The organism is Pseudomonas sp. 1D4, from assembly GCF_001728925.1.
Classification (GTDB): domain Bacteria; phylum Pseudomonadota; class Gammaproteobacteria; order Pseudomonadales; family Pseudomonadaceae; genus Metapseudomonas; species Metapseudomonas otitidis.
The window spans coordinates 41,695-64,263 of record NZ_LXJQ01000002.1 but is presented as its reverse complement, the minus strand read 5'-3'; the positions used below and the strand labels follow the sequence as shown (position 1 = coordinate 64,263).

23 protein-coding genes are annotated in these 22,569 nt (G+C 69.0%); 13 read left to right on the top strand and 10 right to left on the bottom strand.

Annotation, left to right across the window (positions count from 1 at the left end; all coding sequences use genetic code 11):
- Positions 1-36: 36 nt before the first annotated feature.
- The 4 genes from A7D27_RS01510 to A7D27_RS01495 all read right to left on the bottom strand — a co-directional run bounded on the left by A7D27_RS01510 (position 37) and on the right by A7D27_RS01495 (position 4,179).
- Positions 37-2,103 carry a bifunctional diguanylate cyclase/phosphodiesterase gene (locus A7D27_RS01510; protein ID WP_069560158.1) on the bottom strand — a complete coding sequence of 689 codons (2,067 nt, stop codon included), beginning with the start codon at positions 2,101-2,103 and terminating at the stop codon, positions 37-39.
- Positions 2,104-2,393: 290 nt separating this feature from the next.
- Complete coding sequence (sodB, locus tag A7D27_RS01505) at positions 2,394-2,975, bottom strand: superoxide dismutase [Fe] (protein WP_044409441.1); 582 nt, start codon at positions 2,973-2,975, stop codon at positions 2,394-2,396.
- A gap of 193 nt (positions 2,976-3,168) precedes the next feature.
- Positions 3,169-3,771: a LysE/ArgO family amino acid transporter gene (locus A7D27_RS01500; RefSeq protein WP_069563918.1), complete on the bottom strand. Its 603-nt coding sequence runs from the start codon at positions 3,769-3,771 to the stop codon at positions 3,169-3,171.
- 3 nt (positions 3,772-3,774) lie between these two features.
- The gene (locus A7D27_RS01495) at positions 3,775-4,179 is read right to left on the bottom strand and encodes an ACT domain-containing protein (protein WP_069563917.1); all 405 of its coding nucleotides are present in this window, start codon (positions 4,177-4,179) and stop codon (positions 3,775-3,777) included.
- A 93-nt stretch (positions 4,180-4,272) separates the two neighbouring features.
- Between A7D27_RS01495 and A7D27_RS01490 the strand changes: the two genes are divergently transcribed.
- A complete protein-coding gene (locus A7D27_RS01490) occupies positions 4,273-5,169 on the top strand; it encodes a LysR family transcriptional regulator ArgP (RefSeq protein ID WP_165666130.1) in 897 nt (298 codons plus the stop codon).
- A 99-nt stretch (positions 5,170-5,268) separates the two neighbouring features.
- Complete coding sequence (locus A7D27_RS01485) at positions 5,269-6,261, top strand: NAD(P)-dependent oxidoreductase (RefSeq protein ID WP_069560162.1); 993 nt, start codon at positions 5,269-5,271, stop codon at positions 6,259-6,261.
- Position 6,262: 1 nt separating this feature from the next.
- Here the strand turns inward: A7D27_RS01485 and A7D27_RS01480 are convergent, their stop codons facing one another.
- Positions 6,263-6,523: a hypothetical protein gene (locus A7D27_RS01480; protein WP_069560163.1), complete on the bottom strand. Its 261-nt coding sequence runs from the start codon at positions 6,521-6,523 to the stop codon at positions 6,263-6,265.
- A gap of 336 nt (positions 6,524-6,859) precedes the next feature.
- Here A7D27_RS01480 and A7D27_RS01475 point away from each other — a divergent pair, with 336 nt between their 5' ends.
- Entirely contained in the window at positions 6,860-7,711 is an 852-nt protein-coding gene (locus tag A7D27_RS01475) for an ATPase (protein ID WP_069563916.1), read from the top strand.
- 291 nt (positions 7,712-8,002) lie between these two features.
- Here A7D27_RS01475 and A7D27_RS01470 read toward each other — a convergent pair whose 3' ends face one another.
- From A7D27_RS01470 to A7D27_RS01460, 3 genes are all read right to left on the bottom strand, one after another.
- Entirely contained in the window at positions 8,003-9,052 is a 1,050-nt protein-coding gene (locus tag A7D27_RS01470; protein ID WP_069560165.1) for an alkene reductase, read from the bottom strand.
- Between the two features lie 15 nt (positions 9,053-9,067).
- On the bottom strand, positions 9,068-10,231 hold the full coding sequence (locus tag A7D27_RS01465) for an MFS transporter (RefSeq protein WP_044409420.1): 1,164 nt from the start codon (positions 10,229-10,231) through the stop codon (positions 9,068-9,070).
- An 84-nt stretch (positions 10,232-10,315) separates the two neighbouring features.
- On the bottom strand, positions 10,316-10,639 hold the full coding sequence (locus A7D27_RS01460; RefSeq protein ID WP_044409417.1) for a helix-turn-helix transcriptional regulator: 324 nt from the start codon (positions 10,637-10,639) through the stop codon (positions 10,316-10,318).
- A 150-nt stretch (positions 10,640-10,789) separates the two neighbouring features.
- Between A7D27_RS01460 and A7D27_RS01455 the strand changes: the two genes are divergently transcribed.
- Together A7D27_RS01455 and A7D27_RS01450 are read left to right on the top strand one after the other, a co-directional pair.
- Complete coding sequence (locus A7D27_RS01455) at positions 10,790-11,368, top strand: ACP phosphodiesterase (RefSeq protein WP_069560167.1); 579 nt, start codon at positions 10,790-10,792, stop codon at positions 11,366-11,368.
- Between the two features lie 93 nt (positions 11,369-11,461).
- Positions 11,462-12,319: a universal stress protein gene (locus A7D27_RS01450; protein ID WP_069563915.1), complete on the top strand. Its 858-nt coding sequence runs from the start codon at positions 11,462-11,464 to the stop codon at positions 12,317-12,319.
- A gap of 9 nt (positions 12,320-12,328) precedes the next feature.
- Here A7D27_RS01450 and A7D27_RS01445 read toward each other — a convergent pair whose 3' ends face one another.
- Both A7D27_RS01445 and olsB read right to left on the bottom strand, forming a co-directional pair.
- Positions 12,329-13,102, bottom strand: a complete 774-nt coding sequence (locus A7D27_RS01445; protein ID WP_069560169.1) for a lysophospholipid acyltransferase family protein — start codon at positions 13,100-13,102, stop codon at positions 12,329-12,331.
- Between the two features lie 4 nt (positions 13,103-13,106).
- A complete protein-coding gene (gene olsB, locus A7D27_RS01440; protein ID WP_069560170.1) occupies positions 13,107-13,877 on the bottom strand; it encodes an L-ornithine N(alpha)-acyltransferase in 771 nt (256 codons plus the stop codon).
- 139 nt (positions 13,878-14,016) lie between these two features.
- Between olsB and A7D27_RS01435 the strand changes: the two genes are divergently transcribed.
- From A7D27_RS01435 to A7D27_RS01400, 8 genes are all read left to right on the top strand, one after another.
- Entirely contained in the window at positions 14,017-14,904 is an 888-nt protein-coding gene (locus A7D27_RS01435; protein WP_069563914.1) for an acyl-CoA dehydrogenase family protein, read from the top strand.
- A gap of 119 nt (positions 14,905-15,023) precedes the next feature.
- A complete protein-coding gene (locus tag A7D27_RS01430; RefSeq protein ID WP_069563366.1) occupies positions 15,024-15,809 on the top strand; it encodes an MBL fold metallo-hydrolase in 786 nt (261 codons plus the stop codon).
- Positions 15,810-16,012: 203 nt separating this feature from the next.
- A complete protein-coding gene (locus A7D27_RS01425; RefSeq protein ID WP_069563913.1) occupies positions 16,013-17,122 on the top strand; it encodes a serine hydrolase in 1,110 nt (369 codons plus the stop codon).
- Positions 17,119-17,451, top strand: a complete 333-nt coding sequence (locus tag A7D27_RS01420; protein ID WP_069563912.1) for an amidase — start codon at positions 17,119-17,121, stop codon at positions 17,449-17,451. Before A7D27_RS01425 ends, A7D27_RS01420 begins: the two co-directional genes overlap by 4 nt.
- Positions 17,452-17,570: 119 nt before the next feature.
- On the top strand, positions 17,571-18,773 hold the full coding sequence (locus A7D27_RS01415; RefSeq protein ID WP_069563911.1) for a M20 aminoacylase family protein: 1,203 nt from the start codon (positions 17,571-17,573) through the stop codon (positions 18,771-18,773).
- Between the two features lie 13 nt (positions 18,774-18,786).
- Complete coding sequence (locus tag A7D27_RS01410) at positions 18,787-20,121, top strand: citrate-proton symporter (RefSeq protein WP_069563353.1); 1,335 nt, start codon at positions 18,787-18,789, stop codon at positions 20,119-20,121.
- The gene (locus A7D27_RS01405; protein ID WP_069563910.1) at positions 20,118-21,605 is read left to right on the top strand and encodes an amidase; all 1,488 of its coding nucleotides are present in this window, start codon (positions 20,118-20,120) and stop codon (positions 21,603-21,605) included. Before A7D27_RS01410 ends, A7D27_RS01405 begins: the two co-directional genes overlap by 4 nt.
- 71 nt (positions 21,606-21,676) lie before the next feature.
- On the top strand, positions 21,677-22,447 hold the full coding sequence (locus tag A7D27_RS01400; protein WP_069563909.1) for an IclR family transcriptional regulator: 771 nt from the start codon (positions 21,677-21,679) through the stop codon (positions 22,445-22,447).
- Positions 22,448-22,569 lie beyond the last annotated feature (122 nt).

Sequence of the window (22,569 nt, the reverse complement as noted above, 5' to 3'; positions counted from 1 at the left end):
GCGGCCCCGCCCCCGCACGGTGGTGCATGCGGGGTATCAGAGAGTGGCGGGATTGGAGGCCGCAGCGCTCAGACGGCGGGATTGCTTGAGGTAGCCGGTCAGCTCGCGACCGGGCAGCGGCTTGCTGTAGAGGTAGCCCTGCCCCTCGTTGCAGCCCTGGGCAATGATGTAGCTCTCCTGCTCGGGGGTTTCGACCCCTTCTGCAATCACCTGCATGCCCAGGCTGCGGGCCAGTTGGATGATTGCGCGGACGATGGTGGCGTCGTCCTCGTCCTCGAGCACATCCTGGACGAAGCTCTTGTCGATCTTGATCTTGTCCAGCGGCAGGCTCTTCAGGTAGCTCAGGGAGGAATAGCCGGTCCCGAAATCGTCGATGGCGATCAGCGCGCCAGAGCGGCGCAGGCTGAGCAGGTGCTGGGCGGCGGTGGAGATGTCCTCCATCAGGCCGGTCTCGGTGACTTCCAGCTCCAGGCTGCGCGGCGGCAGGCGGTAGACCTGCAGCAGGTTGTTGACCACGCGCGGCAGCTCGGTGTGGTGCAGTTGCACGGTGGAGAGGTTCACGGCCATGCGCAGTTCGTTGAAACCCTGGTCATGCCACTCGCGCAACTGGCAGCAGGCCTGGTCCAGCACCCATTCGCCGATGGGGATGATGCTGCCGTTCTGCTCGGCCAGCGGGATGAACAGGTCCGGCGGCACGAAACCGTGTTGCGGGTGCTGCCAGCGCAGCAACGCCTCGACACCTACCACGCGGTGGTCGCGGTAATCCACCTGGGGTTGATAGACCAGGTGCAGTTCGTTGCGCTTCAGGGCTTCGCGCAGGTCCTTCTCCAGCTCGCGACGACGGCGCATCTCGCTGTCGACGCTGGCGATGTAGAACTGGTAGCGGTTGCGCGAGCGGCTCTTGGCCAGGGTCATGGTCTGTTCGGCTTTCTGCAGCAGCTTTTCGGTGCTGTCGCCGTCTTCCGGGAAAAGGGTGATGCCGATGGTGGCGCGCAGACGGACTTCATGCTGTTCCAGCTCGAAGGGAGCTTCCAGGTCGTCCAGCACGCTCTGGGCCAGCTCGGCGGCCTCGTAGGGCTGCTCGATATCTGCCTGGACCAGGGCGAACTGGTCGCCTCCCAGGCGTGCCAGGGCGCCCAGTCGGCCGCTGTGGCCACGCAGGCGATCAGCCAGGGCGATCAGCAGCTGGTCGCCGGTCTGGTAGCTGTACTGCTCGTTGATGCCCTTGAAGTCATCCAGGCCCACGCACAACACGGCGACTCGGCGCTGCAGACGGCTGGCGTCCTCGAGGATCTGGTCGAGCTGTTGCTGCAACTGCTGGCGATTGGGCAGGCCGGTGAGGAAGTCGTACTGGGCCATGCGCAGCAGGCTGTTCTCTGCCTCCCGGCGCAAGTGCGTATTGCGTTCGATGGAGGCCAGCAGCTCGTTGGCGGTATTGATCCATAGCCCCAGCTCGTTCTTCTCATTGCCCTTGAGCATGGGCAGCTTGTGCTCGCTGGGGCGGTCGGGGTTGATGTTGGTCAGGTGCTCGATGATCTTCGACAGCGGTTTGGTCAGCAGCCAGTGGTAGACGGAGTAGAGCACCAGGCCCATGGCCAGGGCGCGCAGTACACCGGAGACGAAGATGATCACCGAGCTGATGACGAAGTCCTCGCCGTAAGGCGCAGTGTCGAGGGTGATGGCCAGGTCGCCGTAATACTCGCTGTACGGACCACGCCCCACCAACTGTGTGGTGAAGTTCTGTTCCTTGCCGAGGATCGGGTCGGTGAGCCAGCGGGTCGGCAACTCGCTCAGTGGTCGGCTCTTTTCCGCCAGCATGGGTTCGTTGGGGTGGCCGATGCTGGCGAAGCGTACCGACTCGTGCTGAAACAGGCCTTCGATGACCTGCATGCCCATTTCGCGGTCCAGGCTGTAGACGGCCTGGGTCGATGGGTCGCGGAACATGCCAAGGATACGGTGGGCGTCGTTGGCCACCGCCTGGCGGGTCTTGTAGACGTCGAACACGATCTGCGCGCAGCTAAGCACCACGCCCACCACCAGTGCGGACAGCAGCACCACGCGGAGCAACTTCAGTGACAAGCTGTTTTTCAGATCCAGCTTCAAGTAGGAATTCCTTGTTCGATGCCGGTAGGTGCCGGACCGCTTGAGTATTGGCAAACACCGGGGAGCCGTCAAAGGGCCAGTACGCAAAAAGCGGAATAGGGGCCACGAATGAAAGGTTCGCGGGCTGATGCATCAAGCGAACACGCCCCTGTGTCGGTGTTGCATCGTCCGACTTGAATACTGCTCGACGAATGGATGGCACTGCACGGCTCGACATGCGCTGCCGTTCAGGTGGGCATGAACGAAAAGACCCGGCGCATGGCCGGGTCCTTTCAGGTGGTGCGGATGACTCAGGCGGCGAAGTTCTTGGCCACGAAGTCCCAGTTCACCAGGTTCCAGAACGCCTCGACGTACTTCGGACGCAGGTTGCGGTAGTCGATGTAGTAGGCGTGTTCCCAGACGTCGCAGGTCAGCAGCGGGGTGTCACCGCTGGTCAGCGGGCAGCCGGCGCCGATGGTGCTGGCCAGGGCCAGGGAACCGTCAGCCTTCTTCACCAGCCAGCCCCAGCCGGAACCGAAGGTGCCGACGGAGGTCTTGGTGAACTCTTCCTTGAACTTGTCGAAGGAACCGAAGGCAGCGTTGATGGCATCAGCCAGGGCGCCGGTGGGCTGGCCACCGCCGTTCGGGCTCAGGCAGTTCCAGTAGAAGGTGTGGTTCCACACCTGGGCGGCGTTGTTGAAGATGCCGCCCGAGGAGGTCTTGACGATCTCTTCCAGGCTCTTGCCTTCGAACTCGGTGCCCGGAACCAGGTTGTTCAGGTTCACGACATAGGTGTTGTGGTGCTTGTCGTGGTGGAATTCCAGGGTCTCGGCGGAAATGTGCGGCTCGAGAGCGTTCTTCTCGTACGGCAGCGGCGGCAATTCGAAAGCCATGTCTGTCTCCTTCATCAGGTCTGGATATGTGCGCAAGGCGCGGGGCCGTTCACGGGCGGCCGGTGAGCGGCTTTGAGTTCGTACTCTTTATATGCCGCGAAGGCCGGATCATAGCACCCGACCAGAGGCTTAACCACGCAGTATCCGTGTGGAATAGCCCCTCCGCGGCCCGTGCTGCTTGGACCGCCCATGCTCAGATCCCGTTCACCAGTTGTGCCGCCATGGCGAACATCATCACCGCCACGGTGAAGTCCAGCAGCCGCCAGGTGGTGGGGCGGGCCAGCCAGGGAGCGAGCCAGGCGGCGCCCAGGGCCAGGGCGAAGAACCAGATCAGCGAGGCGCTGGCCGCGCCCAGGGCATAGGCACCGGGCACCGGTTGCTGGGCGCCGAGGGAGCCGATCAGCAGCACCGTATCCAGGTAGACATGGGGGTTGAGCAGCGTCACCGCCAGCGCCGCCAGCAGCACCGCTTTGCGCGAGCGTGGCCCGGCGTCGGCCTGCATCGCCAGGGTGCCCGGGCTCAGCGCGCGGCGCAGTGCCTGGCTGCCGTACCAGGCGAGGAAAGCCACCCCGCCCCAGCGGGCGATGGCCAGCAGCATCGGGTTCTGCGCCAACACGCTGGCCAGGCCGAACACCCCGGCGCTCACCAGCAGCGCATCACACAGCACGCAGAGCGCCGCCACCGGCAGGTGATGCTCGCGGCGCAGGCTCTGGGCGAGGACGAAGGCGTTCTGCGCGCCGATGGCGATGATCAGCCCGGCGGCCACCAGCATGCCGTTGAAATAGCTCTGCCACATGCCTCAGCCCTCCACCGCGCTGGCGGCCAGCGCCCGCAGGATCGACACCGCGCACTCGGCGCGCTCGCGGGGCACGAACAGGTGGTCGTGGTGGTAGCCCGCCACCACATTGCAACTGATGTCCGCCTGGGCCAGTGCCGCCGCCACGGCGGCCGTCAGCCCCACCGCCGCCAGGGAGGAATGCACCTGCAGGGTGATCCAGGCGGCGACGTAGTTGTAGGGCAACCCCAGCGCATCGGCCTGTTCACGCGGGAGGATCAGGCTCAACCCCTCGGCTTCGCGGATGCTGGCCACGGGCGTGCAATCGGCCGGGGCGTCAGACACCAGGGTGCAGAAGACGTAGTCACTGTCGTCGAGACGGGGTTCCAGGCTGCGCAGCAGCACGGACAGGGCGGTTTCTCCGGCCACGGTCGGTTCCTTGAAGAGGGAAGGGAATGCTGGCGAGTCTGCCGAGGGCGGCTGTATAAGGAAAACGAATCCTGCTGATCTCGCATAAGGAAAATCGATATGTTCGACTACAAGCTCCTGGCCGCCCTCGCCGCCGTGGTGGAGCAGGGTGGTTTCGAGCGGGCCGCCCAGGTGCTGGGGCTGTCCCAGTCGGCAGTGTCCCAGCGGGTCAAGCTGCTGGAGGCGCGGGTCGGGCAGCCCGTGCTGGTGCGCGCCGCGCCACCGGCACCGACGGAGATCGGCACCCGCCTGCTCAACCATGTGCAGCAGGTGCGCCTGCTGGAACGCGACCTCCAGGCCCAGGTGCCGGCGCTGGACGAAGGCGGCCTGCCAGAGCGCCTGCGCATCGCCATCAACGCCGACAGCCTGGCCACCTGGTGGGCCCCGGCGGTGGCGGACTACTGCTCCAGCCACCGGGTGCTGATGGATCTGGTGGTGGAGGACCAGGAAGTCGGCCTCAAGCGCATGCGTGCCGGTGAAGTGGCCGGCTGCATCTGCGCCGCCGAGCGCCCGGTGGCCGGCGCCCGCAGCCTGGCCCTGGGCGCCATGCGCTACCGTGCCCTGGCCAGCCCGGGGTTCGTGGCCCGGCACTTCTCCCGGGGCGTCACGGCGGAGGCGCTGCTGAATGCGCCCTCCATCGTCTATGGCCCCGACGACCAATTGCAGCACCGCTACCTCGCCGCGCTGGGCATCCAGGGCGCCTTTCCCCACCACCTCTGCCCCTCGTCCGAGGGCTTCGTCCGCCTGACCCAGGCGGGCCTCGGCTGGGGCCTGGTGCCCGAGCACCAGGTGGAGGGCGAACTGGCCCGAGGAGAACTGGTGGAACTGATTTCCGAACGGCCCATCGATGTACCGCTCTACTGGCACCACTGGCGCCACGGTGGCGAGTTGCTGGCAAGCCTCACCGAGTACCTGGCCCGCGCCGGCGGGCGCTGGCTGGTGCGTGACTGACTCAACTGGCCGGCAGCGGGCGGGTGCTGGCTCACCGCCCCACGACGGCATGCCGGGGCGCTGCTAGAGTGCGCAACACACGACCTGTGGGGGACGGCAATGAAGATTCTGGTGACCGGAGCGAGTGGCTTCATCGGCGGGCGCTTCGCCCGCTTTGCCCTGGAACAGGGCCTGACGGTGCGGGTCACCGGCCGTCGGCCCGAGGCCGTGGAGCACCTGGTGCGGCGGGGCGCGGAGTTCGTCGCTGGCGACCTGGGGGACCCGCAACTGGCCCAGGCCTTGTGCCGGGATGTGGAGGCGGTGGTTCATTGCGCTGGCGCCGTCGGCGTCTGGGGGCGCTACGAGGACTTCCATCGGGCCAACGTCGAAGTCACCGAGAACCTGGTGGAAGCCTGCCTCAAGCAGCGGGTCAAGCGCCTGGTACACCTGTCTTCGCCGTCGATCTACTTCGATGGGCGCTCCCATGTCGGCATCACCGAGGAGCAAGTACCCAAGCGCTTCTCCGACCACTACGGCGCCACCAAGTACCTGGCCGAACAGAAGGTCTTCGCCGCCGAGGAGTTCGGCCTGGAGGTTATCGCCTTCCGCCCGCGCTTCGTCACCGGGGCTGGTGACACCAGCATCTTCCCGCGGCTGATCGCCATGCAGCGCAAGGGGCACCTGTCGATCATCGGCAACGGCCTGAACAAGGTCGACTTCACCAGCGTGCACAACCTCAACGACGTGCTGTTCAGTGGCCTGCTGGCCGCCGGGCCGGCGCTGGGCAAGGTCTACAACATCAGTAACGGCGAGCCGGTGCCGCTGTGGGACGTGGTCAACTACGTGCTGCGCCGCCTCGACCTGCCGCCGGTCACCCGGCACGTGCCTTTCGGCGTGGCCTACGCGGCGGCGACCCTCAACGAAACGGTCTGCCGGCTGTTGCCGGGGCGCCCCGAGCCCTCGCTGTTCCGCCTGGGCGTGGCCGTGATGGCGCGGGACTTCAGCCTCGACATCAGTCGTGCCCGGCACTACCTGGAGTACGACCCCCAGGTCAGCCTGTGGACGGCCCTCGACGAGTTCTGCACCTGGTGGAAGGCGCAGCAGGGCGCCTGATTCAGCCGCGCAGCGGGCCGGCGTACTGGGTGTACTTGCGCACCAGTTCCTCTTCGGACAGCACCTTCGGCACGCGCACGCCGGTCAGTTCGCTGAGGCGCTCCCCCAGGCTGATCACCGCCTCGCGTCGGGACTCGGCACAGGCCTTGAGCATCTGCTGGATGGCATCGGGTTGGCTGAGGCGGATGTCCAGGGCCTGCTCCTCGCGAATCTGGCGACGAAGGCACTGCATGCAATCCAAGACGGCTTTGGTCAGTTCCACGCGTATTCCCCCCAAGGTGTGAAGAGAGCTCCGGCCTGTCGTCCTGCCCGGACGGAGCGCGTCGGACCCGTTCAGCGGTGGCTCCGTCCGGCGCGGCATCGGCCGCATGTGGAGCGCCCCCGGACGCCCCGCAACGACCAAAGCAAGCCGCGTACCAGTTCACAATCCCAGGAACCATGGGCCCTGCAGCCGGTCCATCAGCCAGGATGCGCACCGACGAAGGGCACCCGCACCAGCATGGCGCGGCGCTGATGCCAGCCAAGCGAACCGGTATACTGGCGCCCCTCGGCCCTGGGGCCGACCCCGATTTCTTGCTCCTCCTGCCGAAGGTCAATCATGCGTAACGATGCTCTCGATGAACTGGACGATGTCCCCAGCCTGTCAACCGACGCGCAGGACCGCGACGAGTTCGGCCACCACCCACGCCGTGTCGCCTCCACGCCGGCCCGGGGTGGTCGCGCGGGGTACGAGCCCGAAACGCGTGGTGGCGCCAGCACCGGCCCGCTGTGGGCCCTGCTGGGTGCCACCGTCATCGCCTTCTGCGGCCTCGGCTGGTGGAGCTTCCAGCAGATCTCGATGATGGAGCAGCAACTGGTCGCCACCCAGGAAAGCTTCGCCCGCATCAGTGAAGAGGCTGCCGGCCGCATCAAGGACATCAGCGGCAAGGTGGTCGCCACCGAGTCCACCGTCACCAGCGGCAGCGAGTCCATCAAGCTGGACATCCGCCAACTGCAATCCCGCCTGGCCGAAGTAGCCAAGCAGCAGCAGGCCCTGAGCGCCCAACTGGGCAGCCAGGACAAGCGCGTCGAGCAGCTTTCCGGCGACTTCAAGACCCAGAGCGGTTCCGCCGGCCAACTGGACAGCCGCCTGCAGAGCCTGGCCGAAGAGCAGGCCCGCCTGAAGGCCGCTCAGGGCGACGCCGCCAAGCTGGAGGAGCGCATCAAGGCACTGGCCGGCGAAGTGGAGGTCCTGAAGAAGCAGGGCAACCCCAGCCAGGCCATCAAGAGCCTCGAACAGGACCTGCTGGTCCTGCGCAGCCAACTGGACAGCCGCCCGGCCCAGGCCCCGGCAGTTGCCGGCGGTACCAACCAGGCCGAGTTCGACGCCTTCCGCGCGCAGATGACCCGCAACATCAGCACCCTGCAGAGCCAGGTGCAGAACCTGCAGCAGCAGATCAACGCGCGCTGATCCGTCGCCGCAGCGAATGAGCCCCGCACCGCAAGGACCGGGGCTTTTTCATGCCCGGGCTGAGCAGGATGGAGGGTGGGTAACGCTCTTTTAATCCACCCTCGTGGACAGGCCCAGCGCCGCTGCTGGAGGTGCCACCTGCGAGGCTTTGTGGGTGGGCTGAAGCGGAACGCCGCCCGGCCCACCCTACGGGGGACCTGTAGGGGCGAATTCATTCGCCCGCACGTGCCTACCGCCACGAAAAAGCCCCGACCTTGCGGGCCGGGGCTTCGTTCACTGCAGCGTTGCCGCTTACAGGCGCGGGTAGTCGATGTAGCCGACCGGGCCCTTGCCGTAGAAGGTTTCCGGGTGCGGCTCGTTCCAGGGCGCGTCCTGCTCCAGGCGGGCCGGCAGGTCCGGGTTGGCGATGAAGGGGATGCCCCAGGCCACGGCGTCGGCCTTGCCTTCGGCGATCCAGGCGTTGGCCTGGTCCTTGGTGAAGCGCTCGTTGGCGATGAACACGCCGCCGAAGGCGTCCTTCAGTTGCGGGGCCAGGCTGTCGTCGGCTTCCTTCTCGCGGGCGCAGATGAAGGCGATGCCGCGCTTGCCCAGTTCACGGGCCACGTAGCCGAAGGTCTCGGCGCGGTTGGAGTCGCCCATGTCGTGGGCGTCGGCACGCGGTGCCAGGTGCACGCCGACACGGCCGGCGCCCCAGACCTTGATCAGCGCGTCGGTGATCTCCAGCAGCAGGCGCGCGCGGTTCTCCAGTGAGCCGCCGTAGCGGTCGGTGCGGGTGTTGGTGCTGTCCTGCAGGAACTGGTCCACCAGGTAACCGTTGGCGGCGTGCAGCTCGACACCGTCGAAGCCGGCAGCCAGGGCATTCTCCGCGCCGAGGCGGTAGGCCTCGATGACGTCGGCGATTTCCTCGGTCTCCAGCGCGCGGGGCACCGGGTAGTCACGCAGCGGACGCAGCAGGCTGACGTGACCCTTGGCGGCGATGGCGCTGGGGGCCACCGGGGCTTCGCCGTCCAGGTAGCTCGGGTCGGAGATACGGCCCACGTGCCACAGTTGCAGGACGATCTTGCCGCCGTTGGCGTGCACGGCCTTGGTCACGTTGCTCCAGCCCTTGACCTGGTCGTCGTTCCAGATGCCGGGGGTGTCGGGGTAGCCGACGCCCATCGGGGTCACGGCGGTGGCCTCGCTGATGATCAGGCCGGCGGACGCGCGCTGGCTGTAGTACTCGGCCATCAGCGCGTTGGGTACGCGGCCTTCGTCGGCGCGGCAGCGGGTCAGGGGGGCCATGATGATGCGGTTGGCCAGTTCCAGGTCGCCCACTTTGATCGGATCGAACAATGTTGCCATTTTGAACACCTCGTCTTAGTCGAGAGCGGTTTCCAGCTCGGGTTTGCGTTGGCTGAAGGTCAACAGGGTGGCGACCAGCGCCAGGATGGCGAGTACGGCTGCGGCGAGCGGCACACGGGTCAGACCCAGGCCCTGCTCGATCACCACGCCACCGACCCAGGCGCCCAGGGCGTTGCCCACGTTGAAGGCGCCGATGTTGAGGGTGGAGACCAGGTTCGGCGCACCGGCGCCGAACGCCACCACGTTCACCTGCAGGGCCGGCACGGCCGCGAAGGCGGCGGTGGCCCAGAGGAACAGGGTGATCTCCATGGGAATCAGGTACGGGCTGGCCAGGTGCACCACGGTGGAGGTGACGGCCAGGGCGATGAACACGCCCATCAGCGTCTGCGCCAGCTTCCAGTCGGCCAGGCGGCCGCCGATGAAGTTGCCCAGGGTCAGGCCCAGGCCGATCAGCAGCAGCGTGCCGGTCACGCCGCGTGGCGACACCCCGGTGATCTCGCCCAGCAGCGGCGCCACGTAGGTGAAGATGCAGAACACCGCCGCCGAGAACAGCACCGTGGTCGACAGCGCCAGCCACAGCCCGGCCCCGCGCAGGGCGGCCAGCTCAGCACGCATGTCGGCGGCCTCTTCGTCATCCTGGCGCGGCAGCACGCGCCACAGCCCGATGAAGGCCGCCACGCCGATCAGCGTCACCGCCCAGAAGGTCGAGCGCCAACCCGCCACCTGGCCCAGCGCGGTGCCCAGGGGCACGCCCAGCACGTTGGCCAGGGTCAGCCCGGTGAACATCAGCGCCACCGCCGACGCCTTGCGGTTCGGCGGCACCAGGCTGGCGGCCACCACCGAGCCGATGCCGAAGAAGGCCCCGTGGCAGAGCGCCGTCACCACCCGCGCCAGCATCAGCAGGTCGTAGTTCAGTGCCGTGGCACACAGCAGGTTGCCGAGGATGAAGATTGCCATCAGCGCCAGCAGCGCCGCCTTGCGGGGAAAGCGCGCCGTGGCCATGGCCATGAAGGGCGCACCGACCGCCACGCCCAGGGCGTAGCCGGTCACCAGCCAGCCGGCGACGGGAATGCTCACGGACAGGTCCGTGGCGACATCGGGCAGCAGGCCCATGATTACGAATTCGGTGGTGCCGATGGCGAACGCGGACAACGCCAGGACGAGAAGCGCGGTTGGCATGGGCCAGCTCCTGAATGAATGAGGGCAGGTGGCAAAGGGGCCGAGGTGAGCCCGCCGGGCGGGACTCTTGATCGGGTGCTGCGGTCAGAGTTCGGTGCTCATCCGCTGCAGGAACGCCTCGATCACGGCCTCGTTGCGCTTGAAGAAGTTCCACTGGCCGATGCGTCGGCTGGTCACCAGGCCAGCCTTCTGCAACGTGGTCAGGTGGGCCGATACGGTGGACTGGGAGAGCCCGGTGCGCTGGTCGAACTTGCCGGCGCACACGCCGATCTCGAACGGGTGGTCCTGCTCGACGAAGTAGCGCTCCGGCTCCTTCAGCCACAGCAGCATGTCGCGCCGTACCGGGTGGGCGAGGGCCTTGAGGATCTCGCCCAGGTCGATGTCGAGGCTGTCGGGGGTGTCGGTCATCGCCGTCTCCACCAGTCATATCGGAATGGAGCGAACTATATATCGGGCAAAAACGATACGGGATCGTTTCCCGCGATAGTCATCATCAGCCCGGCTGATGGACGCGCGTCGACGCAACGGGCTTTTTCAACAGCCTGCTAAGCTGGCGCGATGAATTACCTCGCCCACCTCCACCTCGGCGGCTCCACGCCCCACCAACTGCTCGGTAGCCTCTACGGCGACTTCGTCAAGGGACCGCTGGATGGCCGTTGGCCCCAGGCCATCGAGGCCGGCATCCGCCTGCACCGGCGCATCGACCTGTTCACCGACACCCACCCGCAGGTCCGGGATGCACGCGCCTTGTTCCCGGCGGCCCGGCGGCGGGTGTCCGGCATCCTGCTGGACCTGTTCTTCGACCACTGCCTGGCCCGCGACTGGGCCGACTACGCCGAGGTGCCGCTGCCCGCCTTCACCGGGCAGGTCTACCGGGTGCTGGCCGACCAGGCGGCGCTGCCCGGTGCCCTGGCCCGCATCGCCCCGCGCATGGCCGAGCAGGACTGGCTCGGCAGCTACCGCGACTTCGACACCCTGGCCGCCGTGGTGGGCGGCATGAGCCGCCGCCTGTCCCGCCCCGAGCTGCTGGCCGGCGGGTTCGACGAACTGGCTGAGCGCTACCAGCCCCTCAGCGAACGCTTCCGGTGCTTCTACCCCGAGCTGCAACGCTTTGCCGCCCAGGCCGGCATGGCTTGACCTGCATCAAGCCCCGGCAGCGGATCGGGGCGTGCAATGCGTGGGCCCCGGACCACCCCGGTCCGACCTGACGAGAACAGTGGAGGTGCTCCGATGAAAGCGCTGCTCCTGGCGACCGACCTGTCCAACCGCTCCGAACGTGCCCTGCGCCGTGCCGCCCAACTGGTGCGGCAGTTCCGCTGCCCCTGGACGGTGCTGCATGTGGTGGATGCCGATCAGCCCCAGGCCCTGGCCAGCGCCTGGAGCGCCCAGGTCCACGAGGCCCTGGCCTCGCACCTGAGTGAGATCGCCGAACTGGCGGGCGCCGCCCCCACGCTGCGCATCGAAGTGGGCGACCCGGCCGAGCGCATCGTCGACTTCGCGCGCAGCCAGGGCTTCGATCTGCTGGTGATGGGCTGCCACCGGCGCAACGCCCTGCGCGACGTGTTCGTCGGCACCACCCTGGAGCGCGTGCTGCGCACCGGGGACACGCCGGTGCTGGTGGTCAACCGCGAGACCGAAGGGCACTACCACGACATCCTCATCGGTCTCGACCTCTCGCCGTGTTCGGCCCGCGCCGCCCAGGCCGCCTGCGAACTGGGGCTGCTGGAACTGGCCCGCAGCCGCGCGCTCTACGCCTTCGAGCCCTTCGCCCGGCTCACCCTGCTGGGTGCCGGGCTGTCCGACAGCGCCCTGGAGGAGCATGAGCAACGCGAGGCCGTGGCCGCCCGTTCGGCCCTGGCGCAGTTCCTTGGCGAGCAAGGGCTGCTGGGCGTGTTCAGCCAGCATTCGGCAGAGGAGGGGTTGCCCATCACCGTGCTGCGCCGCGCACTGCAGCAGGCCGAACCGGACCTGCTGGTGCTGGGCACGCGGGGCATGGGCGGGATCAAGCGGGCATTGATCGGCAGCGTGGCGGACGCTGCCCTGCGGGAATTCGATTGCGACATGCTGGTGGTGCCGCCCGCCCGCTGAGGTGGCGGATCAGGCCGCCAGCTCGTCGGATGGGGCGTCACCGAACAGCGCCACCTGCACCGCCTGCTGGGCCTCGCGGGCCAGAGCGTTGCGGTGGCGACCGCTACTGGGGATGGGCGTCAGCAGGCGGATCTCCACCTCGCTGCACGGGCTGCGCAGCAGGCGCACCAGGTGAGACACCAGATCATCCTCGCCAATGAACGGCGCCACGCTGTCCCGCTCACCATCGCGCAGGTAGCGGATCGCCACCGGCTGCACCGCCACCCCGGTCTCGCAGGCGCTGGTCAGCAGGCGGCCATGGAAGGTGCGCACCAGACTGCCGTCGGTGGTGGTGCCTTCCGGGAAGATCACCAGGTTGCGGCCCAGCCCCAGGTGCCGGCCCAGTTGCTGCCCCACCAGGTTGCTCTCCCCCGAACCCCGGCGGATGAACAGCGTCCCGGCCTTGTGCGCCAGCCAGCCGGCCACCGGCCAGGCGCGCACCTCCGCCTTGGACAGGAAGGACAGCGGCGCGAGCATGCCCAGCAGCGGGATGTCGGTCCACGACACATGGTTGCTGACCCACAGCATCGGTACCGTCGGCACCTCGCCTTCCACCCGCACCCGGAAGGGCAGGGCGCCGGCCAGGCGCGCCAGGAACCAGCGGGTCAGGCGCTGCCGGCGCGGCATCAGGTCCCGTCCCCGGGCCAGCCGTTCCAGCACCACCACCCCGCTCGCCAGCAGCAGGCCGAGGCCGATCACTGCCAGCAGGCGGATGACCCGCAGGTAGAACCGCAGCCCGGCCATGGCCTCAGACTGCCGCCTTGAAGTGGCGGGCGTAGCGCGGACACAGCTCGTCGCGCTTGAGCAGGATGAACACGTCGGCGACCTGGAAGTCCGGGTCCCAGCACGGCTCGCCACAGATCTTCGCCCCCAGGCGCATGTAGGCCTTCAGCAGCGGCGGCATCTCCGCGATCACGTTGCCCGGCAGCTCCAGCGCCGGCAGCGGGGTGCGCGGCTCGGCGCGCAGGTGTTCGGTGCACAGGTAGCGTTCGCGCAGGCGCTGCATGATCGCCTGGGCCTGGATGCCGCCGTCCTGCATGGGGATGCTGGCGCAGCCCATGAGGTAGCGGTAACCGCCCTCGTTGAGCACCTCTGCCAGCTCGCTCCAGAGCACCGCGATGGTGCCGCCGTTGCGGTAGGCCGCATCGACGCAGGTGCGGCCGATCTCCAGCACCGGGCCTTGCAGCTCGCCCAGGCCCTCGAGGCGGAACTCCTCCTCGCTGTAGAAACGGCCGATGTCGTGGGCGGCCTGGTGGTCCAGCAGGCGGGTGGTGGCCACCAGCGCACCGCTGTCCAGGTCGCGCACCCCGATGTGTTGGCAGTGCGGGTCGAAGTCATCCATGTCGAGGCCGAATTCGGCGCCCTTGAGCTTGGCGTCGAACTCCGCGCTGAACACCCGGTAGCGCAGTGCCTGGGCTTCACGCAGGGCAGCGACCCCACTGAGGCGTTCGGCCTGCAGGCGGCGCGGGCTCTTGTCGCCGCGTGCGGCGTTGTCGCGGGTGATAGCGATCTGGGTCATGAGTAAGCCTCCATTTGGGCCGGCTAGATCCCGGTTGCAGCCGGACGATCTTGTTGTGCAAGCTCAGGCTAGGCAGACCCGGTGTCACCTCCGTGACGTTTCCGTGATGCTTGAATGACAGCCCCCAAGGAGACCGCCCATGACCTGGCAACGCCTGCTCGAGACCCGTGACCGCCTGCCCGCACAGCCCCTCGAAGAGTGGTACGGCAGCCTGCTGGAGCGCCTGGGCGAGGCCACACCCTTTGAACTTGCCGTCCTCGGCGGGCGCCTCGCCGCCACCCCGGGGCTGGCCTTTCTCGCGGGCTACCAGGGTGCATTGCGCCTGCTCTGGCCCTCCGCCCCGCGCAGCCTCGGCGCGCTCTGCGTGACCGAAGCGCGCAGTGTGCGCCCGGCGGACATGCAGGTCCGCCTCGACGGGCTCAGCCTCAATGGCCGCAAGGACTTCGTCACCGCCGCCGACGCTGCCGACTGGCTGCTGGTGGCCGCCCGCGAGGAAGCCGACGGCGAGGCCCCGCGCCTGGCCCTCACCGTGGTGCGCAACGGCGCCCCCGGCGTGCGCATCGAACCCCTGCCGGCGCTGCCGCTGATGCCCGACATCCCCCACGCCCGCCTGCACCTGGACGGCGCCCACTGCGAGCGCCTCGCCGGGGATGGCTGGGATGCCTACGTCAAACCCTTCCGCAGCCTGGAAGACCTCCACGTCCTCGCCGCCCTCAGCGCCTGGCTGCTGGGTGTCGGCCAGGACAGCGGCTGGCCGCCGGCCCTGCGCATGCGCCTGCTGGGGTTGTTGTCCGGCACGGCCGAAGTGGCCCGGCTGTGTGCCACCAGCCCGGTGATGCACGTCATGCTGGCCGGCCTTTTCGCCGAGTTCGACGGCCTGCGCAGTGAGCTGGACGCCGCCTTCGCCAGCGGCCCCGCGCAGTGGGCAACGCTCTGGACGCGCGACCAGGGCCTGCTGGCCATCGCCGGTGCCGCGCGCGCCACGCGCTTGGTCAAGGCGCGGGAGGCGCTGGGGTGGGTGGATTGAGACGCAGCCCGCCACCCTGCGACCTTTGCGCCCCCGACGAAGGGGGCGCTTGACGCAGATCAGTACGCCCGGACCAGGGGCTCCGCATGCTGTGCGCCGCAACCGAATCCGAGGTGTCCATGCGCCGTGAACCCATCGTGCTGTTCGACAACGGCACCCACCAATGCATGCTGTTCGACGATCTGGTCAGTGGGGACGGCATCCAGTCCAACCAGTTCCTGATCACCGACCATGACCAGTACCTGCTGCTCGATCCGGGCGGCGACCTGACCTACACCCCGCTGTCGCTGGAGCTGTCCAAGCACATCCCGGTGCAGGACCTGACCTACATCTTCGCCTCCCACCAGGACCCGGACATCATCGCGTCCCTGGACAAGTGGCTGCTGCACACCCGCGCCAAGGTGGTCTGCTCCAAGCTCTGGGCGCGCTTCCTGCCGCACCTGACCGCCAACTACCTGGCCATCAGCCACGGCATCTCCACCTACGACCGCATCATCGCGCTGCCCGACCGTGGCCAGTCGATCCCGCTCGGCCGTTGCAACCTCAAGGCGGTGCCCGCGCACTTCCTGCACTCGGTGGGCAACTTCCAGTTGTATGACCCGGTGAGCAAGATCCTCTTCTCCGGCGACATGGGCGCATCCATGACCGAAGACGCCTCCCCGGTGCGCGACTTCATCAATCACGTACCGGAGATGGAGGGCTTCCACCGGCGCTACATGGCCGGCAACAAGGCCTGCCGCCTGTGGGCCGCGATGGTCCGTGGCATGGACCTGGAGATGATCGTGCCGCAGCACGGCCGTCCCTTCGTCGGCAAGGAGATGATCAGCGCCTTCCTCTACTGGATCGAGAACCTCGACTGCGGCCTCGACCTGATGGGCCCCGAGGACTATCAGTTGCCTCGCTGATGGCCGAGGCGAACGCGCAGGCAACAGGCCCGCGTTCGCCAGGTGCGCACACGGAAACCACCTGGTTTCTTGCGGAATCGCTCCACGCCTTCGCACCGTAATGAAGTTGTCTGGAATGGCCACCTTTCGCGGCGCGCCCGGCGCTTTGGGCTGTCATCAGCCCGTGCTAGGGTCGGCCTCTTCCTACAACAAGAGGCCTCCCGATGCCCCTGCTCAGAGCCCTGTACCTGGCCCTCGGCCTTGTCGCTGCGCTACCCGCCCAGGCGGAGCGCTGGCCCGATCCCGACTGGACGACCACCCCCGCTGCCAGCAGCCCCGCCCTCGACGGCTTCGAGCGCTACGCCTTTCCCGCCCGTGACGATGCCCAGCGCCAGGGCGTGCGCAGCGACGCGGTGGTGGTGATCCGTGATGGCGAGCTGGTCTACGAACGCTATGCCGGCCCCACCCAGCCGCAGACGCCGCACCTCACCTGGTCGGTGAGCAAGAGCCTGCTGGCCGCCACCCTCGGCGTGGCCTTTGGCGAGGGGCGCTTCAAGCTGGATGACCCGGTCGCCCGCCACTACCCCGCCTTCGCCAGCCACCCCGGCGTGCAGGTGCAGCACCTGTTGCACTGGGCCTCCGGCCTGGCCTGGCAGGAGGACTACGAATACGCCCCGCTCAAGTCCTCCGTGGTGGCCATGCTCTACACCCGAGGGCGCGGCGACATGGCCGCCTTCGCCGCCGAACACCCGCTGGACGCCGTGCCCGGCAAGCGTTTCCGCTACTCCAGCGGCGACAGCAACGTCCTCTCCGCCGCCCTGCGCGGCATGGTGGGCGAGGCCGCCTACCCGAGTTACCCCTGGACCGCACTGTTCGAGCCCCTCGGCATCCGCTCCGCCGTGTGGGAGCGGGACGCCGCCGGCACCTTCGTCGGCTCCTCCTACGCCTACCTCAGCGCCCGTGACCTGGCCCGCGTCGGCCTGCTCATGCAGCGCAACGGTCGCTGGGGCGAGCGGCAACTGCTGCCCGCCGAGTGGGTGGCCTTCAACCGCACGCCCTTCGCCGACTACCGGCCGGACCCGAAACAGCCCGGCGAAGCCGTCCCCGGCGGCCACTGGTGGCTCAACCGCGTGGTGGAAGGCGCGCCGAAGCCCTGGCCGCACGCCCCGGAAGACGCCTTCGCCGCCCTCGGCCACTGGGGTCAGGCGCTTTACGTGCTGCCCTCCGAGAAGCTGGTGATCGTGCGCTACGCCGATGACCGCGACGGCACCTACCAGCACGACCGCTTCCTGGAGCTGGCCCTGGCCGCCTTCGCCTCGGAGGTGAAGCCATGATCCGCCGTCGTCCCGTGCTCAGCGTCCTCGCTATGCTGCTGCTCCTGCTCGCCGGGCTGGCCTGGCACAACCGCGTTCACCTGCAGGCCTTCCCCGGCATCATCAGCGCCTACACCGCCAAGGAGTACTGCTCCTGCCGCTACGTGATGCACAACCCGGCGGACTACTGCCAGGGCTACGTGAAGCAGTACGTGCCCATCAGCGGCTTCCTCGACGATGCCGCCGGCAAGCGCGTGACCGCCCGTGGCCTGGGGCGCAGCAACACCGCCGCCTGGCTCGGCGAGCGCCAGGGCTGCCAGTTGCTGGCGGAGCCCGACCCGCTGCCCTGAGGCCGCGCGCTCGGGTTCCACCCTGTGGAACCACCTTCGATTGTTCTCCTCCGCCCCGCGCGGTTAGCTGGAGACCGACCGCCCCGGGCGGTCTCCACCGGACGAGGAGAACAACAACAATGACCCGCTTCGCTCCCATTCAGGCCTGGCTCGACGACATCGCCGACGAGCTGCGTGCCTTGCGACACGACATCCACGCCCACCCCGAACTCGGCTTCGAGGAGCACCGCACCGCCGAACTGGTGGCGCGCCTGCTGCGCGGCTGGGGCTACGAGGTGCACACCGGCATCGGTCGCACCGGCGTGGTCGGTGTGCTGCGCCGTGGCCGGGGTACGGCGCGGCTCGGCCTGCGGGCCGACATGGATGCGCTGCCCATCCACGAGGCCGGCGCGGCTGCCCATAGCAGCCGTCACCCCGGCTGCATGCACGCCTGCGGGCACGACGGCCACACCGTGATGCTGCTGGGCGCCGCCCGCTACCTGGCCCAGGCCGGGCGCTTCGACGGCACCCTCAACCTGATCTTCCAGCCCGCCGAGGAAGGGCAGGGCGGCGCCCTGGCCATGCTGGAGGACGGCCTGCTGGAGCGCTTCCCCTGTGATGCGCTGTTCGGCATGCACAACATGCCGGGCCTGCCGGCCGGACAACTGGCCTTTCGCGCCGGGCCGGTGATGGCCTCTCAGGACCTGCTGGAGGTCACCCTCGAAGGCGTCGGCGGCCACGGCTCCATGCCGCACCTGTGCGTCGACCCGTTGGTGGCCGGTGCCGACATCGTCATGGCGCTGCAGACGGTGGTGGCCCGCCACATCGATGCGCAGCAGGCGGCGGTGGTCAGCGTCGGCGCCTTCCAGGCCGGCGAAGCGGCCAACGTCATCCCGCAGACGGCACGCCTGCGCCTGAGCCTGCGTGCGCTTGACCCGGCGGTGCGCGAGCGCCAGCTTCAGCGGGTGATGGCGATCATCCGCGGCCACGCCGCCAGCCACGGCTGCCAGGTGCAGATCGAGCACCGCCCGGCCTACCCGGTCACCGTCAACCACCCGGCCGAGACCGCCTTCGCCCGCCGTGTCGCCCTCGACCTGGCCGGCGCCGATGCCGTGCAGGATGCGCCCACCCTCATGGGCAGCGAGGACTTCGGCTGGATGCTGCAGCGCTGCCCCGGCAGCTACCTGATGATCGGCAACGGCGACGGGCCGATGGTCCACAACCCCGCCTACGACTTCAACGACGCCATCCTCCCGAGGGGCGCCGCCTACTGGGCCGCCCTGGCTGAATCCTGGCTACAGGTGACGCCCGTGCGCCTCGCCGAACCCGTCGCCCACGCCTGACCCGGAGACCGCCATGAAACCATCCGCCAGCGGCGCCTCGCGCGGCCGCCAGGTGACGGCTGCCGTCATCGGAAACGCACTGGAGTGGTACGACTTCATCGTCTACGGCTTCCTTTCCAGCATCATCGCCCGGCTGTTCTTCCCCTCGGACGACGAGTACGCCTCGCTGCTGATGGCCCTGGCCACCTTCGGCGTCGGCTTCTTCATGCGCCCGGTGGGCGGCATCCTCCTGGGCCTCTACGCCGACCGCCGGGGACGCAAGGCGGCCATGCAACTGATCATCCTGCTGATGACCGTCTCCATCGCCATGATCGCCCTGGCCCCCGACTACGCCGCCATCGGCCTCGGCGCGCCGCTGCTGATCGTGGTGGCGCGGATGCTCCAGGGCTTCGCCACCGGCGGCGAGTACGGCAGCGCCACGGCCTTCCTGGTGGAGAGTGCCCCGGCCCATCGGCGCGGGCTGTATGGCGCCTGGCAACTGTTCGGCCAGTGCCTGGCGGTGTTCGCCGGCTCCGGCATGGGCGCCCTGGTCACCCACGGGCTCTCGCCCGAAGCGCTGGATGCCTGGGGGTGGCGGGTGCCCTTCCTGGTGGGCCTGCTGATCGGCCCGGTGGGGCTGTGGATGCGCCGGCACATGGCCGAGACCGAAGCCTTCCTGGAGGCCCGCGATACCCAGCGCGGCGAGCCCGTCGGCTTCGGCCGCATGTTGCGGGAGAACGGCCGGGCCGTGCTGGTCACCCTCGGCTGCACCATCAGCGGCACCGTGGCTTTCTACGTGGTGCTGGTGAACATGCCCACTTTCGCCCACAAGCAACTGGGGCTGCCGCTGGACCAGGTGTTCATGGTGCAGATGGCCGCCGTGGCCTGGATGACCCTGGTGATCCCCCTGGCGGGGCACCTGTCCGACCAGGTCGGGCGGCGCCCGGTGCTGCTGGTGGGCACCTTCGCCTTCCTGGTGATGGTCTACCCGCTGTTCAGTTGGGTCGCAGCTGCGCCCGGCCTCGGCCGCCTGCTGGTGATGCAGTTGCTGCTGTGCAGCGCCATCGGCAGCATCTACGGCCCCGGGCCCACCGCCAGCGCCGAGCAGTTCCCGGCGGCGGTGCGCTCCACCGGGCTGGCGCTGTCGAACAACCTGGGGGTGATGCTGTTCGGCGGGTTCGCCCCCTTCATCGTCACCTGGCTCACCCAGTCCACTGGTGACCCGGTGGCGCCGGCCTACTACGTGATCTTTGCCGCCAGCATCGGACTGGTCGCCAACTGGCACCTGCGCGAAGGCGCCCCCGCCGCCCTGGCGCGCCGTGCCCGCCGACGCTCCCTGTCCCAGCCCACCCGGAGCCTCGCCGAATGAGCCTGACCCGAACCCCCTCACCCGCCCGCTCCCTGCGCGAGCAGATCGTCGCCCTGGACGCCCTGCCGCTGTCCGAGGCCATCCGCACCCGCCAGGTGGCCTGCCGCGAGGTGATGCAGGCCTACCTGGAGCACATCCACGCCCTCAACCCGGTGGTCAACGCCCTGGTGGACCTGCAGCCCGAGGAGCGCCTGCTGGCCGAGGCGGAGCAGCGCGACCGGCAACTGGCCAATGGGCAATGGCTCGGCTGGATGCACGGTATGCCCCAGGCGCCGAAGGACCTGGCCGCCACCGCCGGCCTGCGCACCAGCCTCGGCTCGCCGCTGTTCGCCGACCAGGTGACCCGCCACGACGCCCACGTGGTGGCCCGCGCCCGGGCGGCCGGGGCGCTGTTCATCGGGCGCAGCAACACCCCCGAGTTCGGCCTCGGCTCGCACACCTACAACCCGGTGCACGGCATCACCGGCAACGCCTACGACCCCAGCCGCAGCGCCGGCGGCAGCAGTGGCGGGGCGGCGGTGGCGCTGGCCCTGCGGCTGCTGCCGGTGGCCGATGGCAGCGACATGATGGGCTCGCTGCGCAACCCGGCGGCCTTCAACAACGTCTACGGGTTGCGCCCGTCCTTGGGGCGGGTGCCCTTCGGCCCGACACCGGAGCTGTTCGTCCAGCAACTGGCCACCGAAGGCCCGATGGGCCGCCGCGTGGCCGATGTCGCCGCGCTGCTGCGCACCCAGGCCGGACCGGCAGCGGGCGTGCCTCTGGCGCAGTTGTCCGGCGATGACCTGGAAGGCCCGCTGGAGCGGGACTTCACAGGCACCCGCATCGGCTGGCTCGGCGACCTGGGCGGGCACCTGCCCATGGAGGCGGGCCTGCTGGCGCTGTGCGAGGCCGGGCTGGCGGACTTCCGCGCCCTGGGCTGCGAGGTGGAGCCGGTGGTGCCGGACTACGACCCGGAACGGCTCTGGCGCTGCTGGTGCGTACACCGCCACTGGCTGGTGGCCGGCAGCCTGGGGCCGCTGTACGCCGACCCGGCGCGGCGCGCGCGGCTCAAGCCGGAAGCCTGCTGGGAGGTGGAGGGCGGGCTGGGCCTCAGTGCCGAGGCGGTGCACCAGGCTTCGGTGGACCGCAGTGACTGGTACCGCGTGGTGACGGCGCTGTTCGAGCGTTACGACTACCTGCTGCTGCCCTGCGCCCAGGTGTTCCCTTTCGACTCGGCGCAGCCCTGGCCCACCGAGGTGGCCGGCCGCGCCATGGACAGCTACCACCGCTGGATGGAGGTGGTGATCGGCGTGAGCCTCGCGGGCCTGCCGGCCATGAGCGTGCCGGTGGGCTTCGGCGAGGCCGGGCTGCCCATGGGCGTGCAACTGATCGGCCCGGCGCGCGCCGACCTGGCGGTGCTGCAACTGGCCCATGCCCACGAGCAGCAGACCCGCTGGGTGGCGCGGCGCCCGCCTGCGTTGCTGGGCTGGCCATCCGCGAACTGAGCGATCACGGGCCTGGCCAAGGCCCGTATCTTGCTGGCGCCTGTCATCGCCATGGGGGAGGGGAGGCGGGTATGCACACTCGAGAAGAAAGCGGCACGGTGCGTTCGGTGGAGCGCGCCCTGGGCATCCTCGAACTGCTGGGCGCCCACGACGCCCTGGGGTTGGAGGAGCTGCACTACCTCACCGGCCTGCCCAAGGCCACGGTGTCGCGCCTGTTGCACACCCTGCAGGAGCAGGGCTGGCTGTACCGGGGCCTGTGTGACCGGCGCTACCGGCTCACCGCCGAGCGCCTGTTCGGCGACCCGCAACAGCGCTTCCTCCGGCAACTGGTGGAGCGGGCCTCGCCGCTGCTCTGCGAGCTGGCCGAGCGCACCGGCCTGGTGGCGGACCTGTCGTTCTTCGACGGCGACGACCTGCTGGTGGTGGAAAGCGCCGTGCCCCAGGTGCTGCGTCGGCGCTACCCGAACAACCGCCTGGTGGTGGGGCTCAAGGCCAGCCTGCACCAGTCGGCCATGGGCAAGGCCTGCGTCGCCGCCCTGGAGCCCACCGACCTGGAGCGCCTGGCCGTGCGCCATGGCCTGCCCGGCGAGGCGCTGCAGCGGGTCCATGAACAGGCCCACCGCCAGGGTTATGGCGAGCGCACCGAGGGTAGCTGGGAATATGCCGTGCGCCTGCCCTTCCTGATCCGTGCCGTGGCCCTGCCGGTGCGGCGCCAGGGGCGGGTGGTGGGCAGCGTCGCCCTGCACTGGCCCCGCGACCAGGACAGCGTCGAGCGGGTCAGCGGCCAGCACCTGCAGGACCTCGCCGGCACCGTCGACCTGTTGCAGGGCCGGCTGGCCTAGGCCGCCGGCCCACCCTCCCGCCGGGCAGGCCTGCCCGGCTTCCTGCCGCCTGCATCATCGCCCCGCCCGCCATTCCACCCGGTGGAACCCATTTCGATTGCCCGTCGGGGGCGGCCGCCCAC

Excerpts from the sequence above, each read along its gene's own strand:
- olsB (WP_069560170.1), bottom strand. The coding sequence starts at position 13,877 with ATGACCCAGATCGCTATCACCCGCGACAACGCCGCACGCGGCGACAAG.
- A7D27_RS01425 (WP_069563913.1), top strand. The coding sequence starts at position 16,013 with ATGCCCCTGCTCAGAGCCCTGTACCTGGCCCTCGGCCTTGTCGCTGCG.
- A7D27_RS01500 (WP_069563918.1), bottom strand. The coding sequence starts at position 3,771 with ATGTGGCAGAGCTATTTCAACGGCATGCTGGTGGCCGCCGGGCTGATC.
- A7D27_RS01430 (WP_069563366.1), top strand. The coding sequence starts at position 15,024 with ATGCGCCGTGAACCCATCGTGCTGTTCGACAACGGCACCCACCAATGC.
- A7D27_RS01450 (WP_069563915.1), top strand. The coding sequence starts at position 11,462 with ATGAAAGCGCTGCTCCTGGCGACCGACCTGTCCAACCGCTCCGAACGT.
- A7D27_RS01400 (WP_069563909.1), top strand. The coding sequence starts at position 21,677 with ATGCACACTCGAGAAGAAAGCGGCACGGTGCGTTCGGTGGAGCGCGCC.
- A7D27_RS01410 (WP_069563353.1), top strand. The coding sequence starts at position 18,787 with ATGAAACCATCCGCCAGCGGCGCCTCGCGCGGCCGCCAGGTGACGGCT.
- A7D27_RS01475 (WP_069563916.1), top strand. The coding sequence starts at position 6,860 with ATGCGTAACGATGCTCTCGATGAACTGGACGATGTCCCCAGCCTGTCA.
- A7D27_RS01465 (WP_044409420.1), bottom strand. The coding sequence starts at position 10,231 with ATGCCAACCGCGCTTCTCGTCCTGGCGTTGTCCGCGTTCGCCATCGGC.
- A7D27_RS01435 (WP_069563914.1), top strand. The coding sequence starts at position 14,017 with ATGACCTGGCAACGCCTGCTCGAGACCCGTGACCGCCTGCCCGCACAG.
- A7D27_RS01455 (WP_069560167.1), top strand. The coding sequence starts at position 10,790 with ATGAATTACCTCGCCCACCTCCACCTCGGCGGCTCCACGCCCCACCAA.
- A7D27_RS01405 (WP_069563910.1), top strand. The coding sequence starts at position 20,118 with ATGAGCCTGACCCGAACCCCCTCACCCGCCCGCTCCCTGCGCGAGCAG.
- A7D27_RS01445 (WP_069560169.1), bottom strand. The coding sequence starts at position 13,102 with ATGGCCGGGCTGCGGTTCTACCTGCGGGTCATCCGCCTGCTGGCAGTG.
- A7D27_RS01470 (WP_069560165.1), bottom strand. The coding sequence starts at position 9,052 with ATGGCAACATTGTTCGATCCGATCAAAGTGGGCGACCTGGAACTGGCC.
- A7D27_RS01415 (WP_069563911.1), top strand. The coding sequence starts at position 17,571 with ATGACCCGCTTCGCTCCCATTCAGGCCTGGCTCGACGACATCGCCGAC.
- sodB (WP_044409441.1), bottom strand. The coding sequence starts at position 2,975 with ATGGCTTTCGAATTGCCGCCGCTGCCGTACGAGAAGAACGCTCTCGAG.
- A7D27_RS01460 (WP_044409417.1), bottom strand. The coding sequence starts at position 10,639 with ATGACCGACACCCCCGACAGCCTCGACATCGACCTGGGCGAGATCCTC.
- A7D27_RS01485 (WP_069560162.1), top strand. The coding sequence starts at position 5,269 with ATGAAGATTCTGGTGACCGGAGCGAGTGGCTTCATCGGCGGGCGCTTC.
- A7D27_RS01420 (WP_069563912.1), top strand. The coding sequence starts at position 17,119 with ATGATCCGCCGTCGTCCCGTGCTCAGCGTCCTCGCTATGCTGCTGCTC.